Annotated in this window: 22 protein-coding genes and 1 tRNA gene; 8 read left to right on the plus strand and 15 right to left on the minus strand. The window is 71.2% G+C overall.

The window, feature by feature from the left end:
- Positions 1-86: 86 nt before the first annotated feature.
- Positions 87-668, minus strand: a complete 582-nt coding sequence (locus AQI95_RS00530) for a TetR/AcrR family transcriptional regulator (protein ID WP_167361916.1) — start codon at positions 666-668, stop codon at positions 87-89.
- A 135-nt stretch (positions 669-803) separates the two neighbouring features.
- On the opposite strand from AQI95_RS00530, the gene AQI95_RS00535 reads away from it, so the two are divergent.
- From AQI95_RS00535 to AQI95_RS00550, 3 genes are all read left to right on the plus strand, one after another.
- Positions 804-2,039 carry an MFS transporter gene (locus tag AQI95_RS00535; RefSeq protein ID WP_067115434.1) on the plus strand — a complete coding sequence of 412 codons (1,236 nt, stop codon included), beginning with the start codon at positions 804-806 and terminating at the stop codon, positions 2,037-2,039.
- A 254-nt stretch (positions 2,040-2,293) separates the two neighbouring features.
- On the plus strand, positions 2,294-3,724 hold the full coding sequence (locus AQI95_RS00540; RefSeq protein WP_067115437.1) for a recombinase family protein: 1,431 nt from the start codon (positions 2,294-2,296) through the stop codon (positions 3,722-3,724).
- Positions 3,725-4,603: 879 nt separating this feature from the next.
- Positions 4,604-5,536, plus strand: coding sequence for an aminoglycoside phosphotransferase family protein (locus tag AQI95_RS00550; protein WP_067115444.1), 933 nt, complete (start codon positions 4,604-4,606; stop codon positions 5,534-5,536).
- Between the two features lie 256 nt (positions 5,537-5,792).
- Here the strand turns inward: AQI95_RS00550 and AQI95_RS00555 are convergent, their stop codons facing one another.
- From AQI95_RS00555 to AQI95_RS00590, 8 genes are all read right to left on the minus strand, one after another.
- Complete coding sequence (locus AQI95_RS00555) at positions 5,793-7,451, minus strand: long-chain fatty acid--CoA ligase (RefSeq protein WP_067115446.1); 1,659 nt, start codon at positions 7,449-7,451, stop codon at positions 5,793-5,795.
- 142 nt (positions 7,452-7,593) lie between these two features.
- Complete coding sequence (locus tag AQI95_RS00560) at positions 7,594-8,187, minus strand: SigE family RNA polymerase sigma factor (RefSeq protein ID WP_067115449.1); 594 nt, start codon at positions 8,185-8,187, stop codon at positions 7,594-7,596.
- 302 nt (positions 8,188-8,489) lie between these two features.
- Positions 8,490-9,656, minus strand: coding sequence for a lipid-transfer protein (locus AQI95_RS00565; RefSeq protein WP_067115453.1), 1,167 nt, complete (start codon positions 9,654-9,656; stop codon positions 8,490-8,492).
- Complete coding sequence (locus tag AQI95_RS00570) at positions 9,653-10,099, minus strand: MaoC family dehydratase (RefSeq protein ID WP_067115456.1); 447 nt, start codon at positions 10,097-10,099, stop codon at positions 9,653-9,655. The genes AQI95_RS00565 and AQI95_RS00570 overlap by 4 nt, the downstream gene beginning before the upstream one ends.
- A 3-nt stretch (positions 10,100-10,102) precedes the next feature.
- The gene (locus tag AQI95_RS00575) at positions 10,103-11,128 is read right to left on the minus strand and encodes an acyl-CoA dehydrogenase family protein (RefSeq protein WP_067115459.1); all 1,026 of its coding nucleotides are present in this window, start codon (positions 11,126-11,128) and stop codon (positions 10,103-10,105) included.
- Between the two features lies 1 nt (position 11,129).
- Positions 11,130-12,119, minus strand: a complete 990-nt coding sequence (locus tag AQI95_RS00580) for a bifunctional MaoC family dehydratase N-terminal/OB-fold nucleic acid binding domain-containing protein (protein ID WP_079071010.1) — start codon at positions 12,117-12,119, stop codon at positions 11,130-11,132.
- Between the two features lie 77 nt (positions 12,120-12,196).
- Positions 12,197-13,357, minus strand: a complete 1,161-nt coding sequence (locus AQI95_RS00585; protein WP_067115464.1) for an acyl-CoA dehydrogenase family protein — start codon at positions 13,355-13,357, stop codon at positions 12,197-12,199.
- 225 nt (positions 13,358-13,582) lie between these two features.
- Positions 13,583-13,900, minus strand: a complete 318-nt coding sequence (locus AQI95_RS00590) for a hypothetical protein (protein WP_067115467.1) — start codon at positions 13,898-13,900, stop codon at positions 13,583-13,585.
- A gap of 368 nt (positions 13,901-14,268) precedes the next feature.
- Here AQI95_RS00590 and AQI95_RS00595 point away from each other — a divergent pair, with 368 nt between their 5' ends.
- Positions 14,269-15,153, plus strand: coding sequence for a bifunctional DNA primase/polymerase (locus AQI95_RS00595; RefSeq protein ID WP_067115470.1), 885 nt, complete (start codon positions 14,269-14,271; stop codon positions 15,151-15,153).
- 12 nt (positions 15,154-15,165) lie between these two features.
- On the opposite strand, the gene AQI95_RS00600 is transcribed toward AQI95_RS00595, so the two are convergent.
- The 4 genes from AQI95_RS00600 to AQI95_RS00615 form a co-directional block, all read right to left on the minus strand.
- Entirely contained in the window at positions 15,166-15,582 is a 417-nt protein-coding gene (locus tag AQI95_RS00600; RefSeq protein WP_067115473.1) for a DUF6233 domain-containing protein, read from the minus strand.
- 91 nt (positions 15,583-15,673) lie between these two features.
- Positions 15,674-16,168 carry a histone deacetylase gene (locus AQI95_RS00605; RefSeq protein ID WP_341849445.1) on the minus strand — a complete coding sequence of 165 codons (495 nt, stop codon included), beginning with the start codon at positions 16,166-16,168 and terminating at the stop codon, positions 15,674-15,676.
- A 729-nt stretch (positions 16,169-16,897) separates the two neighbouring features.
- Positions 16,898-16,982: transfer RNA gene (locus tag AQI95_RS00610), tRNA-Ser, on the minus strand.
- 203 nt (positions 16,983-17,185) lie between these two features.
- Positions 17,186-18,631, minus strand: a complete 1,446-nt coding sequence (locus AQI95_RS00615; protein ID WP_067115478.1) for a S1C family serine protease — start codon at positions 18,629-18,631, stop codon at positions 17,186-17,188.
- 223 nt (positions 18,632-18,854) lie between these two features.
- Between AQI95_RS00615 and AQI95_RS00620 the strand changes: the two genes are divergently transcribed.
- The 3 genes from AQI95_RS00620 (at position 18,855) to AQI95_RS00630 (ending at position 21,805) form a co-directional block, all read left to right on the plus strand.
- Positions 18,855-19,685, plus strand: a complete 831-nt coding sequence (locus tag AQI95_RS00620) for a glycerophosphodiester phosphodiesterase (protein WP_067115479.1) — start codon at positions 18,855-18,857, stop codon at positions 19,683-19,685.
- Between the two features lie 168 nt (positions 19,686-19,853).
- Positions 19,854-20,492, plus strand: a complete 639-nt coding sequence (locus AQI95_RS00625) for an ATP-binding protein (RefSeq protein ID WP_067115482.1) — start codon at positions 19,854-19,856, stop codon at positions 20,490-20,492.
- Positions 20,493-20,839: 347 nt separating this feature from the next.
- On the plus strand, positions 20,840-21,805 hold the full coding sequence (locus AQI95_RS00630) for a DUF5926 family protein (RefSeq protein ID WP_067115485.1): 966 nt from the start codon (positions 20,840-20,842) through the stop codon (positions 21,803-21,805).
- Positions 21,806-22,047: 242 nt separating this feature from the next.
- Here the strand turns inward: AQI95_RS00630 and AQI95_RS00635 are convergent, their stop codons facing one another.
- Together AQI95_RS00635 and AQI95_RS00640 are read right to left on the minus strand one after the other, a co-directional pair.
- Positions 22,048-22,722: a hypothetical protein gene (locus AQI95_RS00635; RefSeq protein ID WP_244188583.1), complete on the minus strand. Its 675-nt coding sequence runs from the start codon at positions 22,720-22,722 to the stop codon at positions 22,048-22,050.
- Between the two features lie 202 nt (positions 22,723-22,924).
- Positions 22,925-23,590, minus strand: coding sequence for a bifunctional DNA primase/polymerase (locus AQI95_RS00640; RefSeq protein WP_067115488.1), 666 nt, complete (start codon positions 23,588-23,590; stop codon positions 22,925-22,927).
- Between the two features lie 611 nt (positions 23,591-24,201).
- Here AQI95_RS00640 and AQI95_RS00645 point away from each other — a divergent pair.
- Positions 24,202-25,602, plus strand: a complete 1,401-nt coding sequence (locus AQI95_RS00645; RefSeq protein ID WP_067115491.1) for a PP2C family protein-serine/threonine phosphatase — start codon at positions 24,202-24,204, stop codon at positions 25,600-25,602.
- The last annotated feature ends 111 nt before the right edge of the window (positions 25,603-25,713 follow it).

Here is a 25,713-nt window from a genome sequence, read left to right on the forward strand (position 1 = left end):
GGGCGCCGGCTTCCGAAGGGGAGTGCGGGTTCGGGGGCTTTGCGCGCGGTGAAGCCGCGCGGCAGGCGGGAATTTGACGACAGGCCCTAGCGGGCCACCAGTCTGCGGGCCGCTTCCTTGATGGAGGCCCGCAGGCGGTCGCGGTCGGTGTCCTGCGGTCCGGTGACGATGCGCCGCATCTGCGGGACCGCGGCCATCCAGTTGGTCAGGGCGGCGAGCAGGAGCAGCAGGTCGCCGGGCGGCATCGCGTCGGTGATCACGCCCCGGGCCTGGCCGTCGGCGAGCGCGGCCACCTTCCGGGCGTAGTCCTCCTGGCGGGTCGGCTCGTCGGGCAGCTCGGCGCTGCCGTACTCGATGCCCTCCCAGACCAGCAGGCGGAGGAACTCGGGGTGGGTGGCGTGGTAGTCGAGCAGCCGGTCGACGTAGCCGTCGATGTCGTCGGGGTCGACGGGGACGGCGGCGGCCAGGTCGACCATGCACCTGCCGAGGACCTGGGCGAACAGTTCCGCCTTGTTGCCGAAGTAGGCGTAGATCAGCTGCTTGTTGGCCTTGGCCTCGGTGGCGATGCGGTCGATGCGGGCGCCCGCTATCCCGTGCCGGGCGAACTCGGCGACCGCCGCGTCGAAGATACGGGCCTTGGTGGCCTCGGGGTCCCTCACTCCTGCCATGGGGACAGGGTAGGGGCGTGCCGCACAAGTAACCAACTATTTGGTTGACGGATTTCGCGGGCATGGTGCAGTCTGTCGACAGTTACCAACCAACCAGTTAGTTGTAACAGTCGGCTCCAAGGAGTAGATCCGCTCATGCCGTCAGCCACCTCGGTCTCGTCAGCCGCCGGCACCCGCCCGGCCCATCGGCTCCGAGCCCCCGACCGCGCGCCGGCCACCTCGTCCGGCGGGCCGTTCCTGCTGCTCATCGCCGTCTGCGCCGGCGTCACCGCCGCCAACGTCTACCTCGCGGCCGCGCTGCTCCCCCTGATCGCCCACGACTTCGGCACGACCGCCTCGGCCGTGACCTGGATCGCCTCGACCGCCCAGTTCGGCTACGCGGCCGGCCTGCTCTTCTTCGCCCCGCTCGGTGACCGCGTCAACCGGCGCCCACTCGTCGCCGGACTGTCCGTCGCCACCGCGGCGGCGCTGGTCGGCGCGGCCCTGGCCCCGGGCACCGCCGCACTCGCCGCCGCCGTGTTCACCGCCGCCGCCGCGACCGTCATACCGCAGCTGCTGGTTCCGCTGGTCGCCGAGCGGGCCCCGGCCGACCGGCGCGCCCGGCACGTCGCGGCCGTCGTCGCCGGGCTGTTCACCGGCATCGTGGCCGCCCGAGTCGTGGGCGGCCTGGCCGGACAGGCCTTCGGCTGGCGCTGGGTGTACGCCGGATCCGCCGTACTGACCCTCGCCCTGGGCCTGGCCACCGCCCTGGCCCTGCCCGCGGAGCGGCGGACACGGCAGGGCGGGCTGTTCTCCGGCGTCGCCGAGCTGCCGGGGCTGCTGCGCCGCTCGCCCGCACTGTGGCGGGCATGCCTCAGGCAGGCGGGCATGTTCGGTGCCTGGAGCGCGCTGTGGACGTCCCTTGCGCTGCTGCTCACCGGTCCTTCCTACGGTCTGTCGACCGCGACCGCCGGGCTCTTCGGCCTCTTCGGGCTGACCTCCAGCGCGGTGGCACCGCCGGCCGGCGGCCTGGTGGACCGTTTCGGTGCCGCGCGGGTCGTGGGCGCGGCCTATCTGCTGACAGCCGTGGCCGTGCCGCTGTTCTGGCTCGGCGGACACGTCCTCGTGGCGCTGTTCGCCGCCTCGATCGCCCTCCACGCCGCGTTGGTCGCCTCGCAGGTCGCCAACCAGACCCTGGCCCTGACCACGACCTCCACCCCGGCCACCGCCAACACCGCCTACGTCGTCTCCGGCTTCGCCGGCGGCGCCCTCGCCTCGGCCGCCGCGGGCCCCGCCTTCGGCCACTGGGGCTGGACCGGGGTGTGCGCGGTCGCGGGAGCGTGGCTGGTGGTGGGCTGGGCGGCCACGGCGGGCCGGGCCGAGCGGCGGTGAGCGGGCCCACGGCCCCTCGGCGGGGGGAGCCGGCGGTGACCGGACCCCGCCGGGAAGCCGGGGCGGGGACCGGCCGGCGGTCACAGACGGGTGACGTCCAACTGCCCGTCCGCGTACTGCCGACGCAGCACCTTCTCCAAGAACCTTCATTTTCCACCTCAGTTGTGCGGTAGCCTCCTGCTCTGCGATCAGTGCAGGTCAGGCTGCGTAGCCTGCCCGCATGTACAACGCCCGGCAGGGTGGGGAGGGGCACGGTGGTTGTGCGGCTCGGGGGGTACGCCCGGATCAGTCTCGACAAGGATGGCGAAGAACTGGGCGTGGAGCGCCAGCGTCGCGACTACCGACAGGTTGCCGGGGTGCGGCCCGGCTGGGAGGTAGCACGCGACTACATCGACAACGACGTAAGTGCCTTCAAGCGCAACGTAGTTCGCCCCGAGTTTGAGCGACTTCTGACAGACCTCCAGTCGGGAGTCATGGACGGCGTGATCGCTTACGACCTTGACCGGCTGGCTCGACAGCCGCGCGACCTTGAACGGCTCATCGACGTTTTCGAGGATCGGCCGGAGCTGGTCTTCTGCACGGTCACGAACGACATTGACCTGTCGACGTCGGACGGCCGGACGATGGCGCGGGTAATGGTGGCGTTCGCCAACAAGGCCAGCGCCGACACGGGTAGGCGCGTGGCTCGCAAGCATCGTGAGCTTGCGGACGCTGGAAAGAACGGCGGTGGCTTCCCGCCGTTCGGCTGGAAGGCTGACCGGGTGACTGTTGATCCGGAACAGGCCGAGCTGATTACGAAGGCGCATGACGCACTGTTGGCCGGCACTCGGCTCTCAACGATCACTGCCGAGTGGCAGGAGAAGGGGATTCGCACTTCGCGGAACACTGGCAAGCCGATCACGCGTGTTGCCCTGAAGGGCATTCTCACGAATCCGCGCTTGGCTGGCTTCCGGGCCGTGAAGGGTCAGAAGCATATCGGCCTGGACGGTAAGCCGGTATTGGGGGTATGGGAACCGATCTGCACCCCCGAGACGCTTGACGCCGTTGTGGCGGTTCTCGAGGGCGTCAAGTCGCAGTACAAAGCGAACAACCTGAGCAACAACCATAAGTATCTGCTCAGCGGAATCCTCCGTTGCGCCGAGTGCGGTACGCGCATGATTGCGAACATGCGCTCTTCCTGGAAGGAAGGCAGCAAGGGAAGCCGTTTCATGTATCGCTGCCCGGCCACGAAAGACGGTGGTTGCGGAAAGGTGTCTCGCGCCGGTGAACCGCTAGACCAGCACATTGTGAATCTGATCCATGAGGCTGAAGCCAGGCTGAAGGCGCCTGCTTCCGAGCCTGCCGAATGGCCGGGGGCGGCCCGTTTGGCTGATGTTGAACAGGAGATCAGCGAACTGATTTCCGCGATGAACGGGAAGAGGATTTCCGCTGCCACGGCTATTGCGATGCTGGAACCACTGGAGCAGGAACGAGATGAACTCGGATACGAGCGGAACCGCCACACGGTTGAGCAAATGAAAACTACGGCTGCTACGGTCGACCTGCCCGAGGAATTCGAGCGACTGCCCATCGAGCGTCAGCGCGCTGTCGTCATGAAGCATATAAAGGCCATTGTCGTGCACCCTGCGGGCCGAGGCGCGCGCAAGTTCAATCCAGATTTGCTGGACGTCGTTTGGGCGGCCTGAGAACCTTAGGTGCGGTACAGCACAGCGGGCTTTCGACGGAGACACTTTGCATCCCGACCTCCTGGCGAAGTCAAAGGTGCCGTTGAAAACGAGCGCCATCGGGAGGGCCGCGAAAGGCGACGGCGAGGGAAGCACCGACCTGCTGTTGTTCCTGCACGCGATCTCCCGCGCGGGTACGTTCGGGCATGCAGAGTTCGAGTCGGGAGACAGAACATACTCCCTCTCGGCTTGTCAGCCTTCGGGAGTCTTATAGCCAAGGCAGAAGCACCGGGCTTCCCCGGTACGGTTCAAGAAGACCTATACCACTACCCCGACCAGTGACCCGTGCAGGGAGTACGCACCTACGGCGCAGTTTTGGGACGGCGGTACCGAGGTGACCATGATGGTTGAGTTTCCAGACCTTGGGGACGTGAGCGGCTTTGCCGGCCACAGGGTCCTTACCGGCGCCCTTAGCGCCGTAGACACGACCAGCGCGGATGGGCGTCTGTTCTTCCAGATCATCGTGAGCACCATCGCTAACGCCCTGGGCGTGTCCAGGGCGACTCTCTACCGCCACCTCGGAGAGTAGAGCGCAGCAGCACCCAGTACGTACCCCCGTGCCTTCTCGGCCGGGGGTCTTGTTTCGTCGTCCCGGTACGACCGCCTGAGGGATCCACACGGTGCAAACCCCCGGCACACAGGGGAGTCGACAGGTGCCACAGCACAGCTGTCCCTTGCGCGACGGGGGTTACTCGGTCACTCGGAGTGGACCATGACGGCGAACGACGTACGGGGGCGAAAGCCGTAGATCTTGCTCTTCACGGTGGGAGGTCTACCTGGCGGCGGTAGTGGCTGGCTCGGGCCTGGTGGCGGCGTTGGACCGGCACGTAGGGTGCCCGGATGATCGGCGTACCAGAGGTCTTCGCGCGGGGCACTGTCGAGCGTGAAGGAGAGCCCGGAGCAGCGTGGCTTGCCGAACTGCCGAGGATTGTGGACGAGCTGCTGGGGCGCTGGGGGTGTGTGCCGGACGGCGAGGTTATGCACGGTGGTGTCGGGGTCATCGTCCCGGTGCGACGGCGGGGCGAGGGGCCCGCTGTGCTGAAGGTGTCGTTTCCGCATCCCGGCAACGTTCATGAGCCGGACGCATTCGCAGCGTGGGGTGGGCGTGGAGCTGTTCTGCTGCGCGAGCGCGACGACGAGCGTTTCGCGATGCTGCTCGAACGGGTCCAGACGTCGACTCTGGCAGAGGTCGCAGACGGCGATGAAGTGGTGACGGTCGCAGGGCGGATCAATCGCCGACTGGCCGTTCCCGCGCCGCCTGGCCTGCCTCGGCTGCGGAAGCAGGCCGACGCCTGGGAGAGGCAGCTACGCAAGGATGCTGAGGAGCTGACGCACACGCTGTCGCGTCATGTGGTGGACGCCGCCGTGGCGACCGTCCGCGAGCTGGGCCGTGTCCAGCCGGACATGCTCATTCATGGTGACCTTCACGCCCGAAACATCCTGCGCGCCGACCGTGAGCCATGGCTGGCCGTAGACCCCAAGGGGTACGTAGGAGACCCCGCGTACGACGGCGGCACACTGCTCAAGTCGCGCGCGCTGGCGCTCCTCGAAGCGGACGACCTGCGCAAGGCCGTCCACCGCACTCTGGACGTCTTTGCCGAGGCCGCGGAACTCGATCGCGAACGCGTCCAGCGTTGGGCCCAGTTCCATGCCGTCCAGGCTGCGTTCTGGGGCCGTCACCACGGATACCGTATTGCCCGCAGCGGACCACGATTGGACTGGCTCACCGCATTCGCGGACCGCCTGGCGGAGTTGCTCACGGAACACTCGTAGATAGTGATCTTGCCGGTGCGAGCTGGTGCGGAAGAGGCGCGGCCCTCGTTGAACCGTAGAGCGCGACGGTACGAGGGCCATGCACGGCCATCCTTGCGCACTCGCGGCTATGCGCGTTTTCGCCTTATCCGGGAGAGGGGCACAGCGGCGGCCTGCCTCCTGAGTGAGCCACTGGACGGGCTCCGTCGGGGTGAGAGCAGTTGCAACGGCGAGAGCCCCCGGCTGGGTGCCAGGGGCGCCACGCCGCTCAGCAAGGTCAGCTGAGCTTGGTCACGTCGAGCTGCCCCAGCCTATGTTCTTCGCGAATCTTCTTCTTGTCGAACTTTCCCACGCTCGTCTTCGGCACCGACTCGACGATCGTCCAGCGCTCGGGCAGCTGCCACCGGGCGATCTTGGCCTCCTCGGCGAGGAAGGCGCGCAGGGTCGCGAAGTCGGCGGTGGCGCCGTCCCGGAGGACGACCGTGGCCAGCGGGCGCTCGCCCCACTTCTCGTCGGGTACGGCGACCACCGCGGCCTCGGCGATGTCCGGGTGGGACATCAGCGCGTTCTCCAGCTCCACCGAGGAGATCCACTCGCCGCCGGACTTGATGACGTCCTTGGCGCGGTCGGTGAGCGTGAGGAACCCGTCGGGGGAGATGATCCCGACGTCACCGGTCTTCAGCCAGCCGTCCTCGCTGAACTTGTCGGCGGGGCGCAGCGGTTCGCCCTCGGGGCCGTTGTAGTAGGCGCCCGCGATCCACGGGCCGCGCACCTCCAGCTCGCCCGCCGACTCGCCGTCCCAGGGGAGGCGTTCGCCGCCGGGGCCGCTGAGCCGGGCCTCGACACCGGCCGGGAAACGGCCCTGGGTGAGGCGGTAGGCGAACTCCTCCTCGGTGCCGACCGCGTGGGCCGGCGGGCGGGCCACCGTGCCGAGCGGGGAGGTCTCCGTCATGCCCCAGGCGTGGCAGACCCGCATGCCGAGCTTGTCGAAGGCCGCCATGAGGGAGGGCGGGCAGGCCGCGCCGCCGATGGTGACCTGGGTGAGGGAGGAGACGTCCCGGGGGCGGGCGGTCAGCTCGGCGAGCAGGCCCTGCCAGATGGTCGGGACGGCCGCGGCGTGGGTCGGCTTCTCGCGCTCGATCATCTCGGCGAGCGGTGCCGGCTGCAGGAAGCGGTCCGGCATCAGCAGGTTCACACCGGTCATGAACGTGGCGTGCGGCAGGCCCCAGGCGTTGACATGGAACTGGGGCACCACGACGAGCGAGGTGTCCTGGTCGGTCAGACCCATCGACTGGGTCATGTTGACCTGCATGGAGTGCAGATAGATCGAACGGTGGCTGTACACCACGCCCTTGGGGTCGCCCGTGGTGCCGGAGGTGTAGCACATCGCGGCGGCCTGGCGCTCGTCCAGCTCCGGCCAGTCGTAGGTCGTCGGCCGGTCCGCGATCAGTTCCTCGTACTCGTGGATCCGGGCGTGCGTGCCCTGCAGCGGCGAACGGTCGCCGGGACCGGAGACCACGACGTGCTCGACCGTCGGCAGCTTGGACAGCAGCGGTGCGAGCAGCGGGATCAGCGAGCCGTTGACGACGACCACCCGGTCGGCCGCGTGGTTGACGATCCACACCAGCTGCTCGGCGGGCAGCCGCAGATTGAGCGTGTGCAGCACCGCGCCCATGGCCGGGATCGCGAAGTAGGCCTCGACGTGCTCGGCGTTGTTCCACATCAGGGTCGCCACCCGGTCGTCGCCCCGGATGCCGAGTTCGTCCCGCAGGGCGTTCGCCAGCCGCACCGCGCGCGTCCCCACCTCGGCGAAACTGCGCCGCTGCGGCTCGGGCTCCCCGGTCCAGGTGATGATCTGGGACCGGCCGTGCACCAGTGTCCCGTGCGTGAGGATGCGGGTGACGGTCAGCGGTACGTCCTGCATGGTGCTCAGCACGGAGTCCTCCCGGGGCGGCGTTGCCTACGCGGTGGTAGAGGTTCCGCTGATTCTGCTCACATACCACGCGGTATGTCACTAGGTGGAGGACAAATATGCCCGTCCGGCGGTTGCGGACGAGGCGGTCGAGGACACCGGGGCGCTAGCGAACGAGCCCCAGCTCAGGGTCTTCCCGGAGCTTTCCGAGCGCACGCGACACCGCCGACTTCACCGTGCCCACCGACACCCCGAGCACCTCGGCGGTCTGAGCCTCGCTGAGGTCCTCGTAGTACCGCAGGACGACCATCGCCCGCTGCCGCGCGGGAAGCTTGACGACCGCGCGCCACATGGCGTCGTGCAGCGCCTGCCGCTCGGCCGGGTCGTCGTCACCGGGCACGGGCTCCGGCTCGGGCAGCTCCTCGCAGGAGAACTCGTCCACTCTGCGCTTGCGCCACTGCGAGGTACGGGTGTTCAGCAGTGCACGGCGCACATAGCCGTCGAGCGCGCGCTGGTCCTCGATCCGCTCCCAGGCCACATAGGTCTTGGCGAGCGCGGTCTGCAGCAGGTCCTCGGCATCGCTCAGATTCGCGGTCAGTGAGCGCGCGGTGCGCAGCAGGACCGGCTGGCGGGCCCGCACGTACGACGCGAACGACGGGTAGGTGGGAGCCTCCCCGGCCGGACGGAGCCGCGAGTGGGGGAGGGTCTGCCGCCTTGGTGCGGCAGCGGCCGAGGCGCTGGTGCAGACGGGTGTGGTCATGGCTCCACGCTAGGAGCGGACCCCCCTCGCGCGGATCGCCCGCAGGTCCCGAAGCGGAGTCCCCCTCAGGTTGTAGGGGTGGGGCTCGCTGCACCTCCTGAAGGTGGACGGCGGGTGCACCCCGTGTGCGGGTACGACCCTGACACCGGGCCGATCGGACCTGGCCCCGTCCCCGCTCCGCCCCTGAGACCGAAGGCCTACGGGCCGCCTCCGGGCGACCGCATCAGCCCTCCCCTCCCCAAGCACTCAGCCGTCAGCCGTCAGCCGTCAGCCGTCAGCCGTCAGCCGTCAGCCGTCAGCCGTCAGCCGTCAGCCGTCAGGATCAACCCCGAGGTCGGCACCCCCGTACCGGCCGTCACCAGGGTCCTGGCCGCTCCCGCTATCTGGTTCACCGCCGTGCCCCGCAGCTGGCGCACCGCCTCCGCCATGCCGTTCATCCCGTGCAGATAGGCCTCCCCCAGCTGGCCCCCGTGCGTGTTGAGCGGCAGCCGCGCCTCGGCCACGAAGTCCGCCGCCTCCCCCTTCCCGCAGAACCCGAACTCCTCCAGCTGCATCAGCACGAACGGCGTGAAGTGGTCGTACAGGATCCCCACGTCGATGTCGGCCGGGCCGAGCCCGGCGGTGCGCCACAGCTGCCGGGCCACCACCCCCATCTCGGGCAGGCCGGTCAGATCGTCCCGGTAGAAGCTGGTCATCTGCTCCTGCGCCCGGCCAGCGCCCTGGGCGGCCGCCGCGATCACGGCCGGCGGATGCCGCAGGTCCCTCGCCCGCTCCAGGGAGGTGACGACGATCGCCTGTCCGCCGTCGGTCTCCTGACAGCAGTCCAGCAGCCGCAGCGGCTCCACGATCCAGCGGGACGCCGCATGCTCGGCGAGCGTGATCGGACGGCCGTGGAAGTACGCCGCCGGGTTCGTCGCCGCGTATCCGCGGTCCACCACGGCGACATGCCCGAACGCCTCCGGTGTCAGCCCGTACGCGTGCAGATACCGCTGCGCCGCCATCGCCACCCAGGAAGCCGGGGTGAGCAGCCCGAAGGGCAGCACCCAGCCGAGCGCCGCGCCCTCCGCCGACGGCTCCCGGTGCTGCACGCCCGCGCCGAACCTGCGGCCGGACCGCTCGTTGAAGGCGCGGTAGCAGACCACCACCTCCGCCAGGCCCGTCGCCACCGCGAGCGCCGCCTGCAGCACCGTCGCGCAGGCCGCGCCGCCGCCGTAGTGGACCCGGGAGAAGAAGGACAGCTCGCCCATCCCGCAGGCCTGGGCCACGGTGATCTCCGGGTTGGTGTCCATCGTGAACGTCACCATCCCGTCCACGTCCGCCGGCGCCAGCCCCGCGTCGTCCAGCGCGGCCCGCACCGCCTCCACGGCCAGCCGCAGCTCGCTGCGCCCGGAGTCCTTGGAGAACTCGGTGGCCCCGATCCCGACGATCGCGGCGCGCCCGCCCAGCGCGTCACGGGTGCGCACGCTCATGAGCGGCCCTCCGGGGCCGGGGCGGACGGCGGCGCCTGCGTCGGGACCGTGACCGTCACCGTGCCCGTCACATGTCTGCCGAGGGCGTTGGCGCCGACGACCCGCACGGTGGCGGTGTCGCCGTCGACCGCCTCGATCCTGCCCGTCAACACCATCGTGTCCCCCGGATAGTTGGGCACCCCCAGCCTGATGGCGACCTTGCGGAGCATCGCCGTCGGGCCGAAGTGGTCCGTGATGTACCTGCCGACCAGGCCGTTCGTCGTCAGGATGTTCATGAAGACGTCGGGCGAGCCCTTCTGCCTGGCCAGCTCGGCGTCGTGGTGCACGTCCTGGTAGTCCCGCGACGCGATCGCCCCCGCCACGATCAGGGTCCGCGTGACCGGGATCTCCAACGGCGGCAGCTCGGTGCCCGCCGTCGGCTGCCCCGTCGGCGCCGCCGTCATGTCTCACTCCCCATGCGCGATCAACTCCCCCAGCTCTTCGAGCAGTTCGGGCCCGCAGCCCAGATAGGCGTCCAGCTGCCGACCCCACAGAAAGTGCCGGTGCACCGGATGGTCGAGGTCGGCTCCCGCCCCTCCGTGCAGATGCTGGCCGGTGTGCACCACCCGCTGCCCCGCCTCGGACGCCCACCAGGCGGCGGTCAGCGCATGGGTGGCGTACGGCAGCCCGGCGTCCCGCCGCCAGGCGGCCTCGTAGGCGGTCACCCGTATCGCCTCGGTGTCCATGTGCGCGTCGGCCGCGCGGAGCTGGACGGCCTGCCGGGTGGCGAGTGGCCGCCCGAACTGCTCCCTGCCGCCGACATGCGCCACGGCCCGCGCCAGGGAGCCCGCGCACACACCGGCCTGGAGCCCGGCGAAGGCCGTACGGGCGCTGGCGAGGACATCGGCGTGGGCACCCTGGCCGCCGAGCGGCTCGGCCGGAGCCCCGTCGAGGGTGAGACGGCCCGCGGACCAGGGGGCCGTCAGCTCGACCGCGGTGACGTCGGCGCCCCGGCCGAGCGGGGCCAGCCACAACCGGCGCTCGGTGTCGGCGACCAGGACGTGGGTGGCGTCCCGCAGCCACGGGACGACCGGTACGACACCGGTCAGCTCACCCGACGCCGAGGCCCGGACCGCACCCTGCGCGGGGAACGCCCCGGTCACCACCGTCGAGCCGTCCGCCAGGGCCGGGAGCAGTCGGTCCCGCTGCTCGGGGGTGCCGTGGGCGGCGAGCGCCAGCAGGCCGTAGACACAGCTCGCGGCATAGGGCACCTGGGCCGTGGTGCGCCCCTGCTCCTCCAGGAGCAGCACCAGGCCGAGCAGGCCGAGATCGGTGACCGCGCCGACCAGGCCGGCCGCGCACAGGACCTTCCACAGTTCGGGATCGCTGCCGGTGCCGGCCGCCCGCAGGCGCTCGTGCGTGGAGAGGTCGCCGAAGACCCGCGCGGCCAGGTCACGGGCCTCGGTCTGGGCCTCGGTGGGTGTGAAGTCCATGTCAGCCCTCGCCCTCGACGACCCGGAAGACCGGCAGGACCAGCGCACCCTCCGTGTCCTCGTAGGTCCGGAACTCCACCCGGACCGGCAGCCCGATGCGCACCTTGTCGTAGGGCACCCCGACCACATTGCTCACCATCCGCACGCCCTCGGCGAGTTCGACGAGACCGACCGCGTACGGACCCGCCGTGCCCGTGCCCTGATCGGATTCCGTGAAGGCGGGGAAGGGCGGGTGGTGCATCACCACGTACGAGTGGACCGTGCCCGCGCCGCTCGCCTCGACCGTGTCCCAGTCCGGACCGCCGCAGGCGTTGCAGCCCGGCAGCCAGGGGTGGCGCAGGGTGCCGCAGTCCGTGCAGCGCTGGACGAGGAGCCTTCGGTCGGCGACGCCCTGCCAGAAGCCGGCGTTGTCCCGGTTGACCACCGGGCGGGGGCGCGGGGCCGGGGCTTTCCGGCGGGCCGGGGCGTACTTGAGGATGCGGAAGCGGTGCGTGCCGACGAGGTCGCCGTCGACCCGGACGTCCGTGCGGGTCGTGACGAAGTATCCGGTGCCCAGCTTCGTCGTCTTGCGGTCGGAGACCGACTCGATCATCGAGTCGAACGCGACCCGGTCACCCGGGCGCAGGGGGCGCAGATACTCCTGCTCGCAGTCGGTGGCCACGACGGACGTACAGCCCGAGGCGTCGAGAAGGCCGAGCAGTTCGTCGTAGGCGCCCGTGCGGGCTTCGTGTCCGGACAGACCGCCCATCGTCCAGGCCTGGAGCATGGTGGGCGGGGCGATGGCGTCGGGGCCCGAGTAGGCCGGGCTGGTGTCGCCCATGGCCTCGCACCAGTGCCGGATCATCGGCGCGTTCACCGGGTCCTTGCCCGCCCCGGCGAGGGCGGCCGGCGCCCCCTCGTACGCCTTGAGCCGCACACCGAGCGCATCCGCCTCCGGCCGCTCGCCGAGCCCGTCCGACTCCGGCCGCACACCGAGCGCGTCCCTTTCCATCCGCTCGCCGAGCGCGTCGGGATGCGTGCTTGCCGCCGTCCCGGCCCCCGGCACCGCGCCCTTCCCGGCCTCCCCGCTCACCGCCGCCCCCTCGTCATCCCGAGCCGCATCGTCGCGACGATCTCCCGCTGCACCTCGCTCACCCCGCCCCCGAACGTGTTGATCTGCGCCGCTCTGTTCAGCCGCTCCAGTTCGCCGTCCTCGAACGCACCCGGCGAGCCCGAACGGATCAGCCCCGCCAGTCCGTCCGTCCCGAGCACGTGCTGGCACGCCCGATACACCGCGACCGCCGATTCGGTTCCCGCGAACTTCACTCCGCTCGCGTCGCCGGGAGCGAGCCGGCCCGCCCCCACGTCCGCGACGAGACGCCAGTTGAGCAGGCGTGTCGCGGCCAGCCGGGCATGGGCCTCGGCCAGTTGCGAGCGCACCCACGGCTCGTCGATGCGGCGCCGCCCGGTCACCGGATCGGGGACACGGGCGGCGGTGAGCGCGGCGGCGAGGAACTCCTCGGCCTGCATGCCGAGGGCGGCGAGCGCGACCCGCTCGTGGTTGAGCTGGCCGGTGATCAGCGACCAGCCCTCGTTCTCGGCGCCGACCAGGTGCCCGGCCGGGACGCGGACGCCGTCGTAGTAGGTGGCCGTCGTCGTCTGCCCGCCCACCGTCTCGATCGGTGTCCAGGAGAACCCCGGCGCGTCGGTCGGGACGAGGAGGATGGAGATGCCCCGGTGCCGGGGCGCCTCGGGATCGGTGCGGCAGGCGAGCCAGATCCAGTCGGCGTGCTGGGCGCCCGAGGTGAAGACCTTCTGCCCGTCGATCCGCCAGCCGTCGCCCTCGCGCACGGCCCGGGTACGCAGCGAGGCCAGGTCGGTGCCGGCGGCGGGCTCGGTGTAGCCGATCGCGAAGACGGCCTCGCCGCTGAGGATGCGGGGCAGGAAGTAGGCCTTCTGCGGTTCGCTGCCGTACTTCATGAGCGTGGGGCCCACGGTGTTGAGCGTGACCATGGAGACCGGGGCGCCGGCCCGGTGCGCCTCGTCGAAGAACACGAACTGCTCGTCCGCGCCCCGGCCCCGGCCGCCGTACTCGACCGGCCAGCCGATCCCGAGCCAGCCGTCGGCGCCGATGCGGCGCAACAGGGCACGGGCGTCGGCGGGTTCGTGTGGATCGGGCAGCACGTCCTTGAAGTAGGCGCGGAGTTCGGCGCGCAGACGCTGCTGCCGCTGTGTGGGGGCGAGGTGCACGGCGGGGGCCCTCCCGGCCTCGCGTACCTGACGGGGACGGTTTCTGACTGTCCGTCAGATACCGGTGGGTGTCAAGGTGGGTCACCGCGCCCGCGCTCCGCGCCAGGGAGCACAACCGCGGCACAAACGTGTGCGCGGCGGCACCGAAGCACCGCCGCGCAGACGCGTTACGACCCCGAAGCACTCCCCACGAGGGCCCTCACCGGGAGGGACCTCGTCCCAGGGTCACCACAGGTGGGTGAAGTGGATGGCCACGTTCTCGTTGCCCTGCTGGATGGGTGCGAACGCGGAGTCGTTGACCTGAGCGGTGTTGCTCTGGTTCGAGGCGCCGTTGCCGACCGCGTTCTGCTGCGTGGTGGACGAGTTGCCGAAGTTGTCGTGGCCGACTCCGCTGCCGATGATGCCCGCCACACCGGTGTTGGCGCTCGATCCGTTGTCCGCGAGAGAGCCGTTGTCGGCGGTCGCAACACCACTGAAGAGGGCGGCTGCGAGCGGAAGCGCGGCGACGGCGGCGAGAACGCGGGCGGTACGGATGCTTGCCATGTTGTTCCTCCAGAACCAAGAACTCGGCGGCCCTAGGGCCGGAAGTACGTGAAGTACGGCTTGCGTCAGGGCAGTTGGCCGACCGCTCTGACTGTCGTGGCGACGTCGCGAGATCAGAGTTGCCCACCGAATCCCCGGCGAACCACCCTGGAAGACCCGATTCGCACGCAAGCGTGATGACAAGTCGATAAACCTTTATCGCCACCTTTTGCCGTCCACTACCTCAGGACGGTCCAGAGGCCGCTTTCACTCCTCAAGCGACACAACGGACGAATCGTTTCACCGTACATCCGGCCGTTTTCCCCGCCCTCGGCGCGTCACCACCGACCCCTCTTCCCTTTTTCGAACATGCGTACGAACATGGAGCCATGGCCACCACCGACCGGCAGGCCACGACGCTGGCCCTCGCACACGCGCTGTCAGCCGCCGAACGCGGCCTGGCCGTCATCCCCCTGTGCCGGACGAAGCTTCCGGCCCTGCGCTCCCCCCACCGCGACGAACCCGACCCGGCCGGACCGCGCTGCCACGGCGAGTGCGGCCGCTTCGGCCACGGCGTGTACGACGCCTCGACCGACCCGCCGCGCATCCGCGAGCTGTTCGCCGCCGCCCCCTGGGCCACCGGCTACGGCATCGCGTGCGGACTGCCGCCGTACCACCTGATCGGCGTCGACCTGGACACCAAGTCCGGCACCGACTCCTCGACCGCGCTGCGCGAACTGGCCCTGCGCCATCTGTTCACGATTCCGGAGACGGTCGTCGTCCGCACACCGAGCGGCGGGCGCCATCTGTGGCTCACCGGCCCGCCGGACATCGTCGTACCGAACTCCGCCGGCCGTCTCGCCCCCGGGATCGACATCCGGGGCGCCGGCGGCTATCTCGTGGGCCCGGGCTCCCGCACCGAGCACGGCGTGTACACGACCGCCCCGGGCACCACGCACCTGACCCCCGCACCCTGCCCGCCCTCCCTGCTGCGCCTGCTCGTGCCACCACCCCGGCCCCCGCACCCGGCCCCGATCCCGGCCTCGCCCGCTCCCGGCGACCACGGCCGCGGCCTCGTCCAGTTCGTCCTCTCCGCACACGAGGGGCAGCGCAACACCCGTCTGTTCTGGGCGGCCTGCCGCGCCTACGAGAACGGCATCGGCCCCGCTCTGGTCGACCCCCTGACCGAGGCTGCCCTCAACACCGGCCTGTCGGAACGCGAGGCCCGGGCGACGATCGCCTCGGCGGCACGCATGACGGGGCACCAGCCCTGACCACACCCGTACTCACGTCAGGTCCATGCCCAGCTCGGTGTCCGGCCGGCAGAACTCGCACGGCTCGATGTTCGGGTCGGTGAGCGCGGCCCGCGCCTCGTCGGCCCTGATGCGATGCACAGCGCCACCGATCATGGTGCAGTCGGCCAGATGGACGAGGGCGGGCTCCGGCCCGGACGGTGTCCGCTTCTGCTGGACGACGTAACCCGGCATCGCAGCGGGCGGGTTGAAGGCGGGCAGCGGGCCGCCGCCCTTGGCCTTGTGCCGCGGGCGGTGCTGCGGCGGACGCTCGGCCCGGACGAGCGCGGCGAGGATCGCGTCCCGCTGCAGGCGCAGGTAGACGGCGACCGTCTCGTTCGCCGCGAGCTGCTCGTCCAGGTACGCGAGGATCGCCCGCAGCCGGCGCGGATCAGGCGGCAGCAGGGACATCGCGCGCACCGCCCCGGCGCGGGAGGTCGTCGGGAATCCGTCGCATGACCGAATTCAAGCATGTGTTCGATTTTTGGGGCGAGCGGAGCCGTCACATGCCCGTCGTCAGATCGAGGACGTCCCGCGCCGACCAGTGACCGGCCGCACCGGGGCACGCGGCCACGTACGCGGCGACCGCATCCGCGTCCCAGGCGCCGGCCGACAGCAGACCCGTGGCGAGGAAGCGCACGTACGCGCGGGACGGGGCCACCCACGGGACGTCGTCCATCGCCCACGGGGCCGTGAAGGTCACGACCGGCAGGCCGTCGAGCTGACCGGCGCACACGAGCGTCTCGTAGCGGCCCTCGCCCAGGACGGCGCGACCGCTGGAGAGCACTTCCTCCAGGTCCAGCAGCTTCCCGGGGTCCCTGTACATCTCCTGGACGGCGATGTCGGAGAACTGTTCCGCCGTCACCAGATGCGCCCGCGCCATGACGCGCCCCTCGGCACGGGGATCGTAGAAGGCCCTGCCTCCGCCCCATACGGGCGACTCGGTGGCGAAGTACATCGCGCCCGTCAGTTCCACGGGGATCGACCTCGCGGGCATGGCACGGTTCCGGCATCCCGGATAGCTCCTCGCCGCCGCCGGCGGCCGGCCTCCCCGGATGTAGCAGGCGATTCGGTCCAGATGCATGTTGGAGCCGTACGACGTGTACCAGACTCGCTCGGGAGTCGGATCACTCGGCAACGCCGGGTCGATGCTGGGCAGGGCCTTCACGTTCGCCGCTCCCGAAAGGTGCGATCGGCTTCTCGAACTCGGCGCTCGATCTCGGCACTCGATCTCGGCGCGCGTCGCATCCGCGCGCACAAAGGGTGCCCTGGGGCGGGAGACACCCCTTCCGACCGGCACTGGAGTCGAGCTGCCGCGGTGGGTGTGGGACGTGAACCCACGGTGACTCGCGCCACGACGGATTTCAAGGCCTTTCGCCGATCACGAGCGATGGCCACTGCGCGGGCAGGCCGGACCGGACGGCTACGAGCGGCCCGCGGTCAAGACGATGCCTCCGGCGGGGGATCCGCCGGCACCGGGACGGAGCCGCCCAGCACCTGCGGGAAGTCGCTGGGGAAGTCCCCGGGCATGCCACCGTGTCATCGCCGGAAGCACGGCCTCCAACTCCTCAATCCTCAGCATGCCGCCTGCCCGTCCGTGCTGTTCTGGTCACGATGCCGTCGAACTGCACTGGCGCACCGGGCGTCCCGGCGCTTGCCGTCGCCCGGAATCGCACACGGCGAAGGCCTCTGACCTGTGTTGCTGGTCAGAGGCCTTCAACCTGTGCGGTGGGTGTGGGATTTGAACCCACGGTGACTCGCGCCACGACGGTTTTCAAGACCGTTCCCTTAGGCCGCTCGGGCAACCCACCTGGCCGCCGTCCGCCTGGGACGGAGCGGGTACAGCGTACCGGGATCGAACGCCCGGCGGGCGGTGTGGTCCACACCCGGGCCCGGGGAGGGCGCGTGGCCGCTCGCGCGGGCCGCCGTCACCGAGGTGCTCCGGCACGGATACGGCAGGGGCGCCCCTCTGCCGAGAGGCGCCCTCACGCGTGCGTGCCGTCCGCCGCAGGTGTCAGCCGTCGCCCATCCGGGAGCCCAGGGTCAGGTCGACCGTGCGCTCCTGGCCGCTGCGCTTGTAGGTGATCGTGACCTTGTCGCCGGGCTTGTGGGTCCAGATTTCGCCGATCAGGGTCGGGCCGCTGTCGATCACCATGTCGTCCAGCTTGGTGATCACATCGCCGGGCTTGAGGCCCGCCTTGTCGGCCGGGCCGCCCGACTCGACCGCGGCGGCCCCGGCCGCGCCCTGGTCGGTGATCTTCGCGCCGTTGGTGGACTCCTCCAGCGAGACCGAGGCCCCGATCTTGGCGTACACCGGCTTGCCGGTCTTGATCAGCTGCTGGGCGACGTACTTGGCCTGGTTGATCGGGATGGCGAAGCCCAGGCCGATCGAGCCGGACTGGCCGGAGCCGCCGAAACCGCCGCTGCTGCTCGACTGGATCGCCGAGTTGATGCCGATGACCGCGCCGGCGGCGTCCAGCAGCGGGCCGCCGGAGTTGCCCGGGTTGATCGACGCGTCGGTCTGCAGGGCGCTCATGTACGACGCCTTGCTGCTGGAGCTGCCGTCGCTGGAGGCCACCGGGCGGTTCTTGGCGCTGATGATGCCGGTCGTCACCGTGTTGGACAGACCGAAGGGCGCGCCGATGGCGATCGTCTCGTCGCCGACGGCCACCTTGTCGGAGTCGCCGAGGGCGAGCGGCTTGAGGTCCGACGGGGCGTTCTTGAGCTTGATGACGGCGACGTCGTAACCCTGCGCGTGGCCGACGATCTCGGCGTCGTACTTCCTGCCGTCGGGGAACGTGGCCGTGAGCTTGCCGCCGTCGACCGCGTCGGCCACCACGTGGTTGTTGGTGACGATGTGGCCCTGGGTGTCGAAGACGAAGCCGGTGCCCGTGCCACCCTCTCCGTTGTTGCTCTCCGCCTCTATGGTGACCGTGCTGGGCAGCGCCTTGGCGGCGACGTTGGCGATCGTGCCCGGCGCGCGCTTGACCTGCGCGGCGCTGCCGTCGGAGGCGGAGACGGTGGTGGAGCCGTTGTTGTCGTTGTCCTTGGCCAGGGTGTACCCGAGGCCGCCGCCCAGGCCGCCCGCGACCAGCGCGGCCACCAGGACCGCGGCGACGAGCCCGCCGCGCCCGCTGCGCTGCTTGGGGGCGGGCTGCTGGTACGACGCCCCCCAGCCGCCGGCACCGGCCGCGCCGCCGAAGCCAACGGCACCGCCGTGGACCGGGCCCTCGCCGTAGGGCGCGGTGGCCGGCGGCGGAGGCGGCCAGGAGCCGTCGGGCGCGGGGCCGGACGGGTGCGGGGCGGAGGCGGGCGGAGCGTCCTGGGGTACCGGTGGAAGGGGAGCCGTCGGCGCGTTCCCCTCGGGTGCGGAACCCTGCGGGGAGGTGGGAGAGGCCACCGGCACGGGAGGTGCGGACGGGGCCGGGGGTACCTCGTTGCCCTCGTTCTCGGTGCTCACAGCTCTTCTCCTCGATCCACGGCTGTTCCCGTTGTATGTATGCAGTCAGCTTTTCCCACAGGCCGTCAGAGCACCATAAGCGGTGGCTGTGGGTCCGCGACCTTTCCTTATAAGGGAAGTTTCAGGCAAAAGTTATATAAACGAGCAAGGTGGATGTCGTCGTTCGCCGCCCGGACGCATACGCGCCGCCGCGCGTACCCCACGTCGGTGGCACCATGACGCGGTGACCCACGCACCACAGCGCTCCATCCAGGTCGTCGCCCACCGAGGCGCCTCCGAAGACGCGCCCGAACACACTCTGGCCGCCTACAAGAAGGCCGTCGAGGACGGCGCCGACGCCCTCGAGTGCGACGTACGACTGACCGCCGACGGCCATCTGGTCTGCGTCCACGACCGCCGGGTGAACCGTACCTCCAACGGCCGCGGCGCCGTCTCCGCCCTGGAACTGGCCGACCTCGCCGCCCTCGACTTCGGCTCCTGGAAGACGCGCGAGTCCTGGCGCGCACGGGACGAGGAGCCCGACTGGGTGACCCGTCCGGAGGACCCGGCGGACACCTCCGTACTCACCCTGGAGCGGCTGCTGGAACTGGTCGCGGACGCCGGGCGGCGGGTGGAGCTGGCCATCGAGACCAAGCACCCCACACGCTGGGCCGGCCAGGTCGAGGAGCGGCTGCTGGCCCTGCTGAAGCGGTTCGGACTGGACGCGCCGGCCTCCGCCGCCGAGTCCCAGGTCCGGATCATGAGCTTCTCGGCGCGTTCACTGCACCGCGTGCGTGTCACCGCGCCGACCTTGCCGACGGTCTATCTGGTGCAGTTCCTCACGCCGCGACTGCGCGACGGGCGGCTGCCCGCGGGCGTACGGATCGCGGGGCCCTCGATCCGTATCGTGCGCAATCACCCCGCCTATGTGGCACGGCTGAAACGCGCCGGTCACCAGGTCCACGTCTGGACCGTGAACGAGCCCGAGGACGTCGACCTCTGTGTGGACCTGGGCATCGACGCCATCATCACCAACCGTCCGCGCGCGGTCCTGCGACAGCTGGGGCGCCTGTGACCTCAAGAGGGCGGTAAGGAGCCATGCGCACCCCTTGACCCGGCTGTGCGGCTGCTGAATCCTCCAGTCTCAGCCACACCGATGAAATCCAGCCATATGACGACCTGAGGAAGGGCCTTCGTCACAGGGAGTGCTCCGGCGCGTTCGCTCCGTGCAAGGCCGTTGCGAATGCGTCACCGGAACAGGACTGGCCGGTTTCCGGTACAGGCCAATGGGGCATCCACACCGTGGCGTGGGGCAAAGGAGGTCTCGGGGGTGGCGTTGGTGGTGGCACAGGAGGTGCCCACGTCGTCGAGCATGGCCGTACCTCATGGCCCTGCGGGCGTGGGGAAGGCGAGGCACCGGATGCGTTCGCAGCTGCGCAGCGGCGGCGTGTCCGAATCGGTCATCGACGATGCCGTACTGATCCTTTCCGAACTGTTGAGCAATGCCTGCAAACACGGGCGCCCCCTCGGTGACGCGCTCGCCGGTGACGGCGACGTACGCGCGACGTGGCGGGTCGACCCACGGGGACGGCTCACCGTCGAGGTGACGGACGGCGGCGGCCCGACCCGCCCGGCGCCGGCCACCCCTTCGGTGACGGCGCACGGCGGCCGGGGGCTCAACATCATCACGGCCCTCGCCGACGACTGGGGCGTCCGGGACGACGTCCGCGGCGAGGTGACGGTCTGGGTGGTGGTCCACGAGGACGTCCACGATCCCGATGCCGGCTACCGCCGGGACGGCTTCGCTACGCGCGTCACCGCCCCCGCGCTCGCGGACATGGCGGGCCTGGACTTCGCGGACGCGTTCGACGACCTGGGCTGAACGGCCACGGCTGCGGCCACGACCGTGCGGCCGCAGCCGGAGCCGACGGACACGACCGGGGGACACGCCCGAGAGCCGGAGCCGGCGGACACGACCGAGGGTCTGGACCGACGGACGCCGACGAGTCCCCGGGGCAGCGACCCGCTGGGGTCCCGGGAGGCCCAAAGAGGCCCGGAGAGGCCTCGACACGGCCCGGGAACGAACCGCGGGACGCCCCCGAGACCGTCCACAGGTTCACACCTCTGGCGCCGAGCCGACGTGCGTTGTCCACAGGTTCCCGCCGGTCACGGCCTGAACGGCTAGGCTCCCGCCCGTACCAGAAGCGCCGTAACCGGGAGACACCCACCATGGCCAAGAAGCGACCCCAGACGAAGTCCGAGCGGCCGACGCCGATCGACGGGGAGATCCCGGTGGTCGGCGCCCGTGAGCCCTGCCCCTGCGGCAGCGGCCGGCGCTACAAGGCGTGCCACGGCCGCGCCGCGGCACACGCGATGACCGAGCTGGTGCACCGCCCGTTCGAGGGGCTGCCCGGCGAGGGCGACTGGGTCGCGCTGCGCGAGCTGGTGCCGGCCGCGACCGTCGAGCTGACCCTCAAGGACGGCCTGCCCGAGGGCGTTCCCTCGGTCACGCTCGCCACAGTGCTGCCGATGGCCTGGCCGGCGCTGCGCCGCGACGACGGCTCGGTCCTGATCGGCCTGCAGAACGACACGGCCTCCGGCGACCTCAGCCGCGACCTCGCCGACACCCTCCTGCGCGCGCTGCAGGCCGAGCCCGGCACCCCGGTGAAGGGCCGCCGCGCCCCCGCCGACGGTCCGCGGCTGCAGGACGTGCTGGACCTCACGGCGCCCTTCGAGCCGGTCGTGCAGAGCGGCTTCGAGTTCTGGGTGCCGGACGCGGAGAACGCCACGCCGGAGGTGACCGCGTCCCTGGAGCGGGCCAACGCCGCCGCCATCCCGACGGCGAAGCTGACCGGTGTGGACGCCGCGTACTGGTGCGAGACCCCGGAGAAGAACCACCTGCGCTGGGTGATGCAGCATCCCGAGGAGCAGCTTCTGGACGCTCTCGCGCGGCTGCACGCGGCGGGCCGTTCCAACCTGGGCGAGGGCACCCGGCTCGTGGGCTCCTTCCGTGCTCACGCCCTCACCGTGCCGGTCTGGGACCTGCCGAGCGGGGTCACGGCGGACGACGTGGAGAAGCCGGCCGCCGAGTTCGCCGAGCGCCTCGCCGCCGCCCTCGCCACCACCGAGCCGCTCACGCCGGAGGAGCGCCGGGCGCGCGGCGGACTGACCAACCGACAGGTCACGCTCAACTGACGCCGTCGCGGGCGCGCGCCACGACTGAACGGTCGGTGAGTCGGGACCGCGCCCGCGGAACGGGTGACTCCTGTCACAACTCCCCCTGATGACAGGGAAATCGGTGGCCGAATGCCCCGGGCGGAATTTGCGAACCGCCGATCTCTTGTTACCGTTCCAGTAGCCCGGTTGCTGGTGCATCCCCCGTCGCCAGCAACCGGGCCTTTCCATGCCCGCTTACGGTCACAGCCCGTAGCGGAGCGTCAACTGCCGCCCTTGGCCTTGCCGTTGCCGGCGGCGTGCGCCGCGTCGCTGCCCGAGCGCAGCAGCAGCGTGCCGTCGGTCCCGCGCGTGGCGAACTCGTCGACGGCCGTGTAGGCGTCCGGTCCGCCCTTGGTGTGCTCACGGGGCGTCTCGCAGGTGGCGGGCTCGTCGTCGGTGCCCGTGACGCAGTGCATCTGCACACTGCGGCCGCCCGGACCCATCAGGCTCAGCATGGAGTCCAGCGGCTCGCCGGTGACGTTGCGGTAGTAGGTGCGGGCCCAGGTGTCCGTGCCCTGGGTCAGCACACAGGTCTGTGCCTCCAGGCCGTCGGGAGAGGTCAGCTGGGGGCCGCAGCGCGCGGCGGTGGCGAGGCCGAGCCCGAGCAGCCGGGGCGCCTCGTCGGCCGCGGGGATCTTCGCGTCCGCAGACCCGGCGGCGTCCTCGGAGCCGGCCGCCTCCTCCCGCGTCCCGGCGCCGCCCCGGCGGGAGTGGGACCCGGTGCCGTGCTCATGCCCGGAGTCCGCGCCACTCCCCGCGCCGCCCTTGCGCCCCGGCGTCCGTGCGCCGTCCCGCGACTCGCCGACCACCGCATGCCGGGCCGCCTCGCCCACCTGCCCCGCGGACGCCACCGCCAGCGGCAGTACGACCGCGGCCGCCATGACGGCGAGGAGCACGAGCAGCCACAGCGTGCGGTGATCCCGTCCGCGCGCACCCGCCTGCGGCGCGGCGCGCCGCGGCGATCGGCGGCCGTGCCGCCCCGTGTACCGACTGTCCCGTTCCCCCGAAGACCGACGGCCCTGACCCCCAGAAATTCGCAGCATGTGCGGAAGATAACGAGCCCGCGGGGCTCACCCGCCGCGCCCGCGCCGGACACCCTTACAACTCGGGCGCGCTCACACCCGTACGAGTGAGGGCGTCGACCACCGCGTCCACCACGGCCTCGACGTCGGGCACCCAGGGGGCGGCCGAGCCGGGCAGCGGAGCCCGCTCCCAGCGGACGGCACCCTGGCCGGTCTCGGAGGGGGGCAGGGCGAGATAGCCGCCCTCGCCGTGGAAGCGCAGGGAGCCGGGGACGAAGTCCTTGGCGTAGAGCAGTTCCCCCAGCTGCTCCATCGAGTACGGCTTGACCAGCAGCGACCAGCGGTTCGGTGAGGCGATCACCGGGCCGAGGCGCATACCGCGCCGGTCGAGCAGGGCGAGAGCACGCGAGGCGGCGAGCGCCGGCAGGCTGACCGCGCAGGGCGCCTTGCCTCCGGTGGCCAGGACGATCGGCGCGCTCGGCCGGTTGGCCCACCACCAGCGCACCATGCGCGCGTCGGTCGTGGCCGCGAGCAGGCCGGGGTCGAAGGGGTGGGCACCGGGCACCGTGCACTCCGGGTCGGGGCAGGCGCAGCGGGCCCGGCCCTGCGGATCCGGGGCCACGCCCGGGAGTACGGGCCACTGCCATTCGGAGGCGAAGGTCAGGGCCGCGCCGATCAACTCAGGCCTTCCGTCGTTCCGCCTGGACAGGAGCCTGCGTCGCCTTCCGAGGATCTCGCGCATGAGCGCTCGTTCCTTTCCGTTGCACCGCTGGCAACACCGTGGACCACATCACACCATGTGTCGATCACTTCACTGTGCGTACCTGATGGCGCATCACGCCCCTGCGCACGGCAGAGGGAACCCCAAAGGGTCGAGCATGGGCCGCGTCCGCGTCCCCGGTGCGTCTGCCAAAAGCACGGTTGCGGCGCGGGGGTGGCGAAGTGTGGCGTTTTGCCGTCGCGCGTGTTTCTCTCCGCCTCCGCCAGGGAGGATGGGGCTCGGCCGTCGGTGGCTATGACGCCCGGGTCCGTCGCCAGGTTCCGGGTGGCCCCCAACCACCCCTGGCCTTCTCCGAGTACGTACCCATCACGACCGCTGTGACGCTCCGTGGAGCAAGGCCAGTCGACCGCAATGAACCGATACCCGAGGCAGTTTTAAGCCAACTTGGCAGTAAGGCAAGGGGTTCGAAGGAATCCCTCGTCCGCCTCACGGACACCAGGAATCCTCGCAGGACAATGCTGGACATCCCCTCACGAGTGCGTGTACATGTGGAGACACTGCTAGCGGCGCAGAATGACATGGGGGTTTGCGATGCTTTTCAGCAATACGCACCGGTCTGAAGGCCGGACGCCATGAACGCCCCTCACCCTCCGAAAGTGGCCGGAATCGATCCCACGGTTCCGACGCCCGCACACACTGTCGCGCCCACTTCTCCCGCCGCAGGCGCCACCGACTCCCCGGACGCCCCTTCCGTCCCCGCCCCGCAGGCCCCCGCGCCCGGCACCCTCCTCCAGGACCGGCTGGCCGGCTGGGTCTCGGACCTCACGACCCTCCACGAACTCACCGAGCGCCTGTCCCGCACGAACGCGCTGGAACCGGCCCTGCACGAGCTGCTGCGCGCCGGAGCGGCCCTCGTCGGGGCCCGCCGCGGCCTCGTCGCCCTGGAACCCGGCGACGGACTCGGCCCCCGTACCACCCTCGGCCTCGGCCTCGGCCGCGCCGATCTCGGCCACATCGAGACCGTGCCGCGCGGCGCGCTGCCCTACGACACCCGCACGGCCACCGAGATCGTCCACCCCGATCTGCTCGCCGAGGACGGGCTCGACCCGCGCCACCGCGAGGTGGCCGCCCGTCTCGGCTACGCCGCCAGCTACGCCCTGCCCCTCGCCTCCGACTCCGCCGGGCGCCTCGGCGCCGCCGTCTGGCTCTACGACGAACCGGCCGAGCCGCACGAGCGGCAGCGCCACCTCGTCGGCCTCTACGTCCGGCACGCCACCGAGCACCTCGCCCGACTGCTGGAAGTGGAACGCACCCGCGCGCGCGTGGCGACCATCACCGAGGAGCTGCTGCCCACCCGGCTGCCCCGCGTGCCCGGCGTCCAGCTCGCCGCCCGGCACCGCACCGGCCCGCGCGGCGGCGGCGACTGGTACGACGCGCTCCCGCTGCCGGACGCCGCGCTCGGCCTGTCCGTCGGCTCGGTCACCGGCTCGGGGCCGAGCGCCGTGGCCGCGATGGGCCGGCTGCGCGCCTCCCTGCGGGCGTACGCCGTGATGGAGGGCGAGGACCCGGTCGCCGTCCTGTCCGATCTGGAGCTGCTGCTGCGACTGACCGAGCCCGCCCGCTCGGCCACCGCGCTGTTCGCCTACTGCGAGCCCGCCCTGCGCAAGGTCACTCTGGCCGGCGCCGGGCACAGCCCGCCGCTGCTGACCGGCGCGCGGCGCACCGAGTTCGCCGAGACCTCCGTCTCCGCCCCGCTCGGCATGCTCGCCTGCTGGGAGGCGCCCAGCGTGGAGATCCAGGCCGAGGCGGGCGAGACGGTCCTGCTCTACACCGACGGGCTGCTGCACCGTACCGGCGATCCGATGGACCGGGCCTTCGCCCGCCTGCACGCGGCCGCGGCGGGCGTCCCGCGCGCGCTGCGCCACGACCCCGGCGCCATCGCCGACCACGTCCTGCGCACCGTCCTGCCGGACGGCCGGGACAAGGGGGACAGCCAGGAGGACGTGGTGCTGCTGGCGGCCCGCTTCGACTGAGCGCACCTGTGATGACCGGGCATAACAGGGCATCCGGCCCCCACCCACTCCTGGTACGACCGTACGATGATGGAGGTCCCCGCTCGGCCACAAGCAGGAGCGCCGTGGGCC

This window comes from Streptomyces yokosukanensis, from assembly GCF_001514035.1.
GTDB lineage: Bacteria > Actinomycetota > Actinomycetes > Streptomycetales > Streptomycetaceae > Streptomyces > Streptomyces yokosukanensis.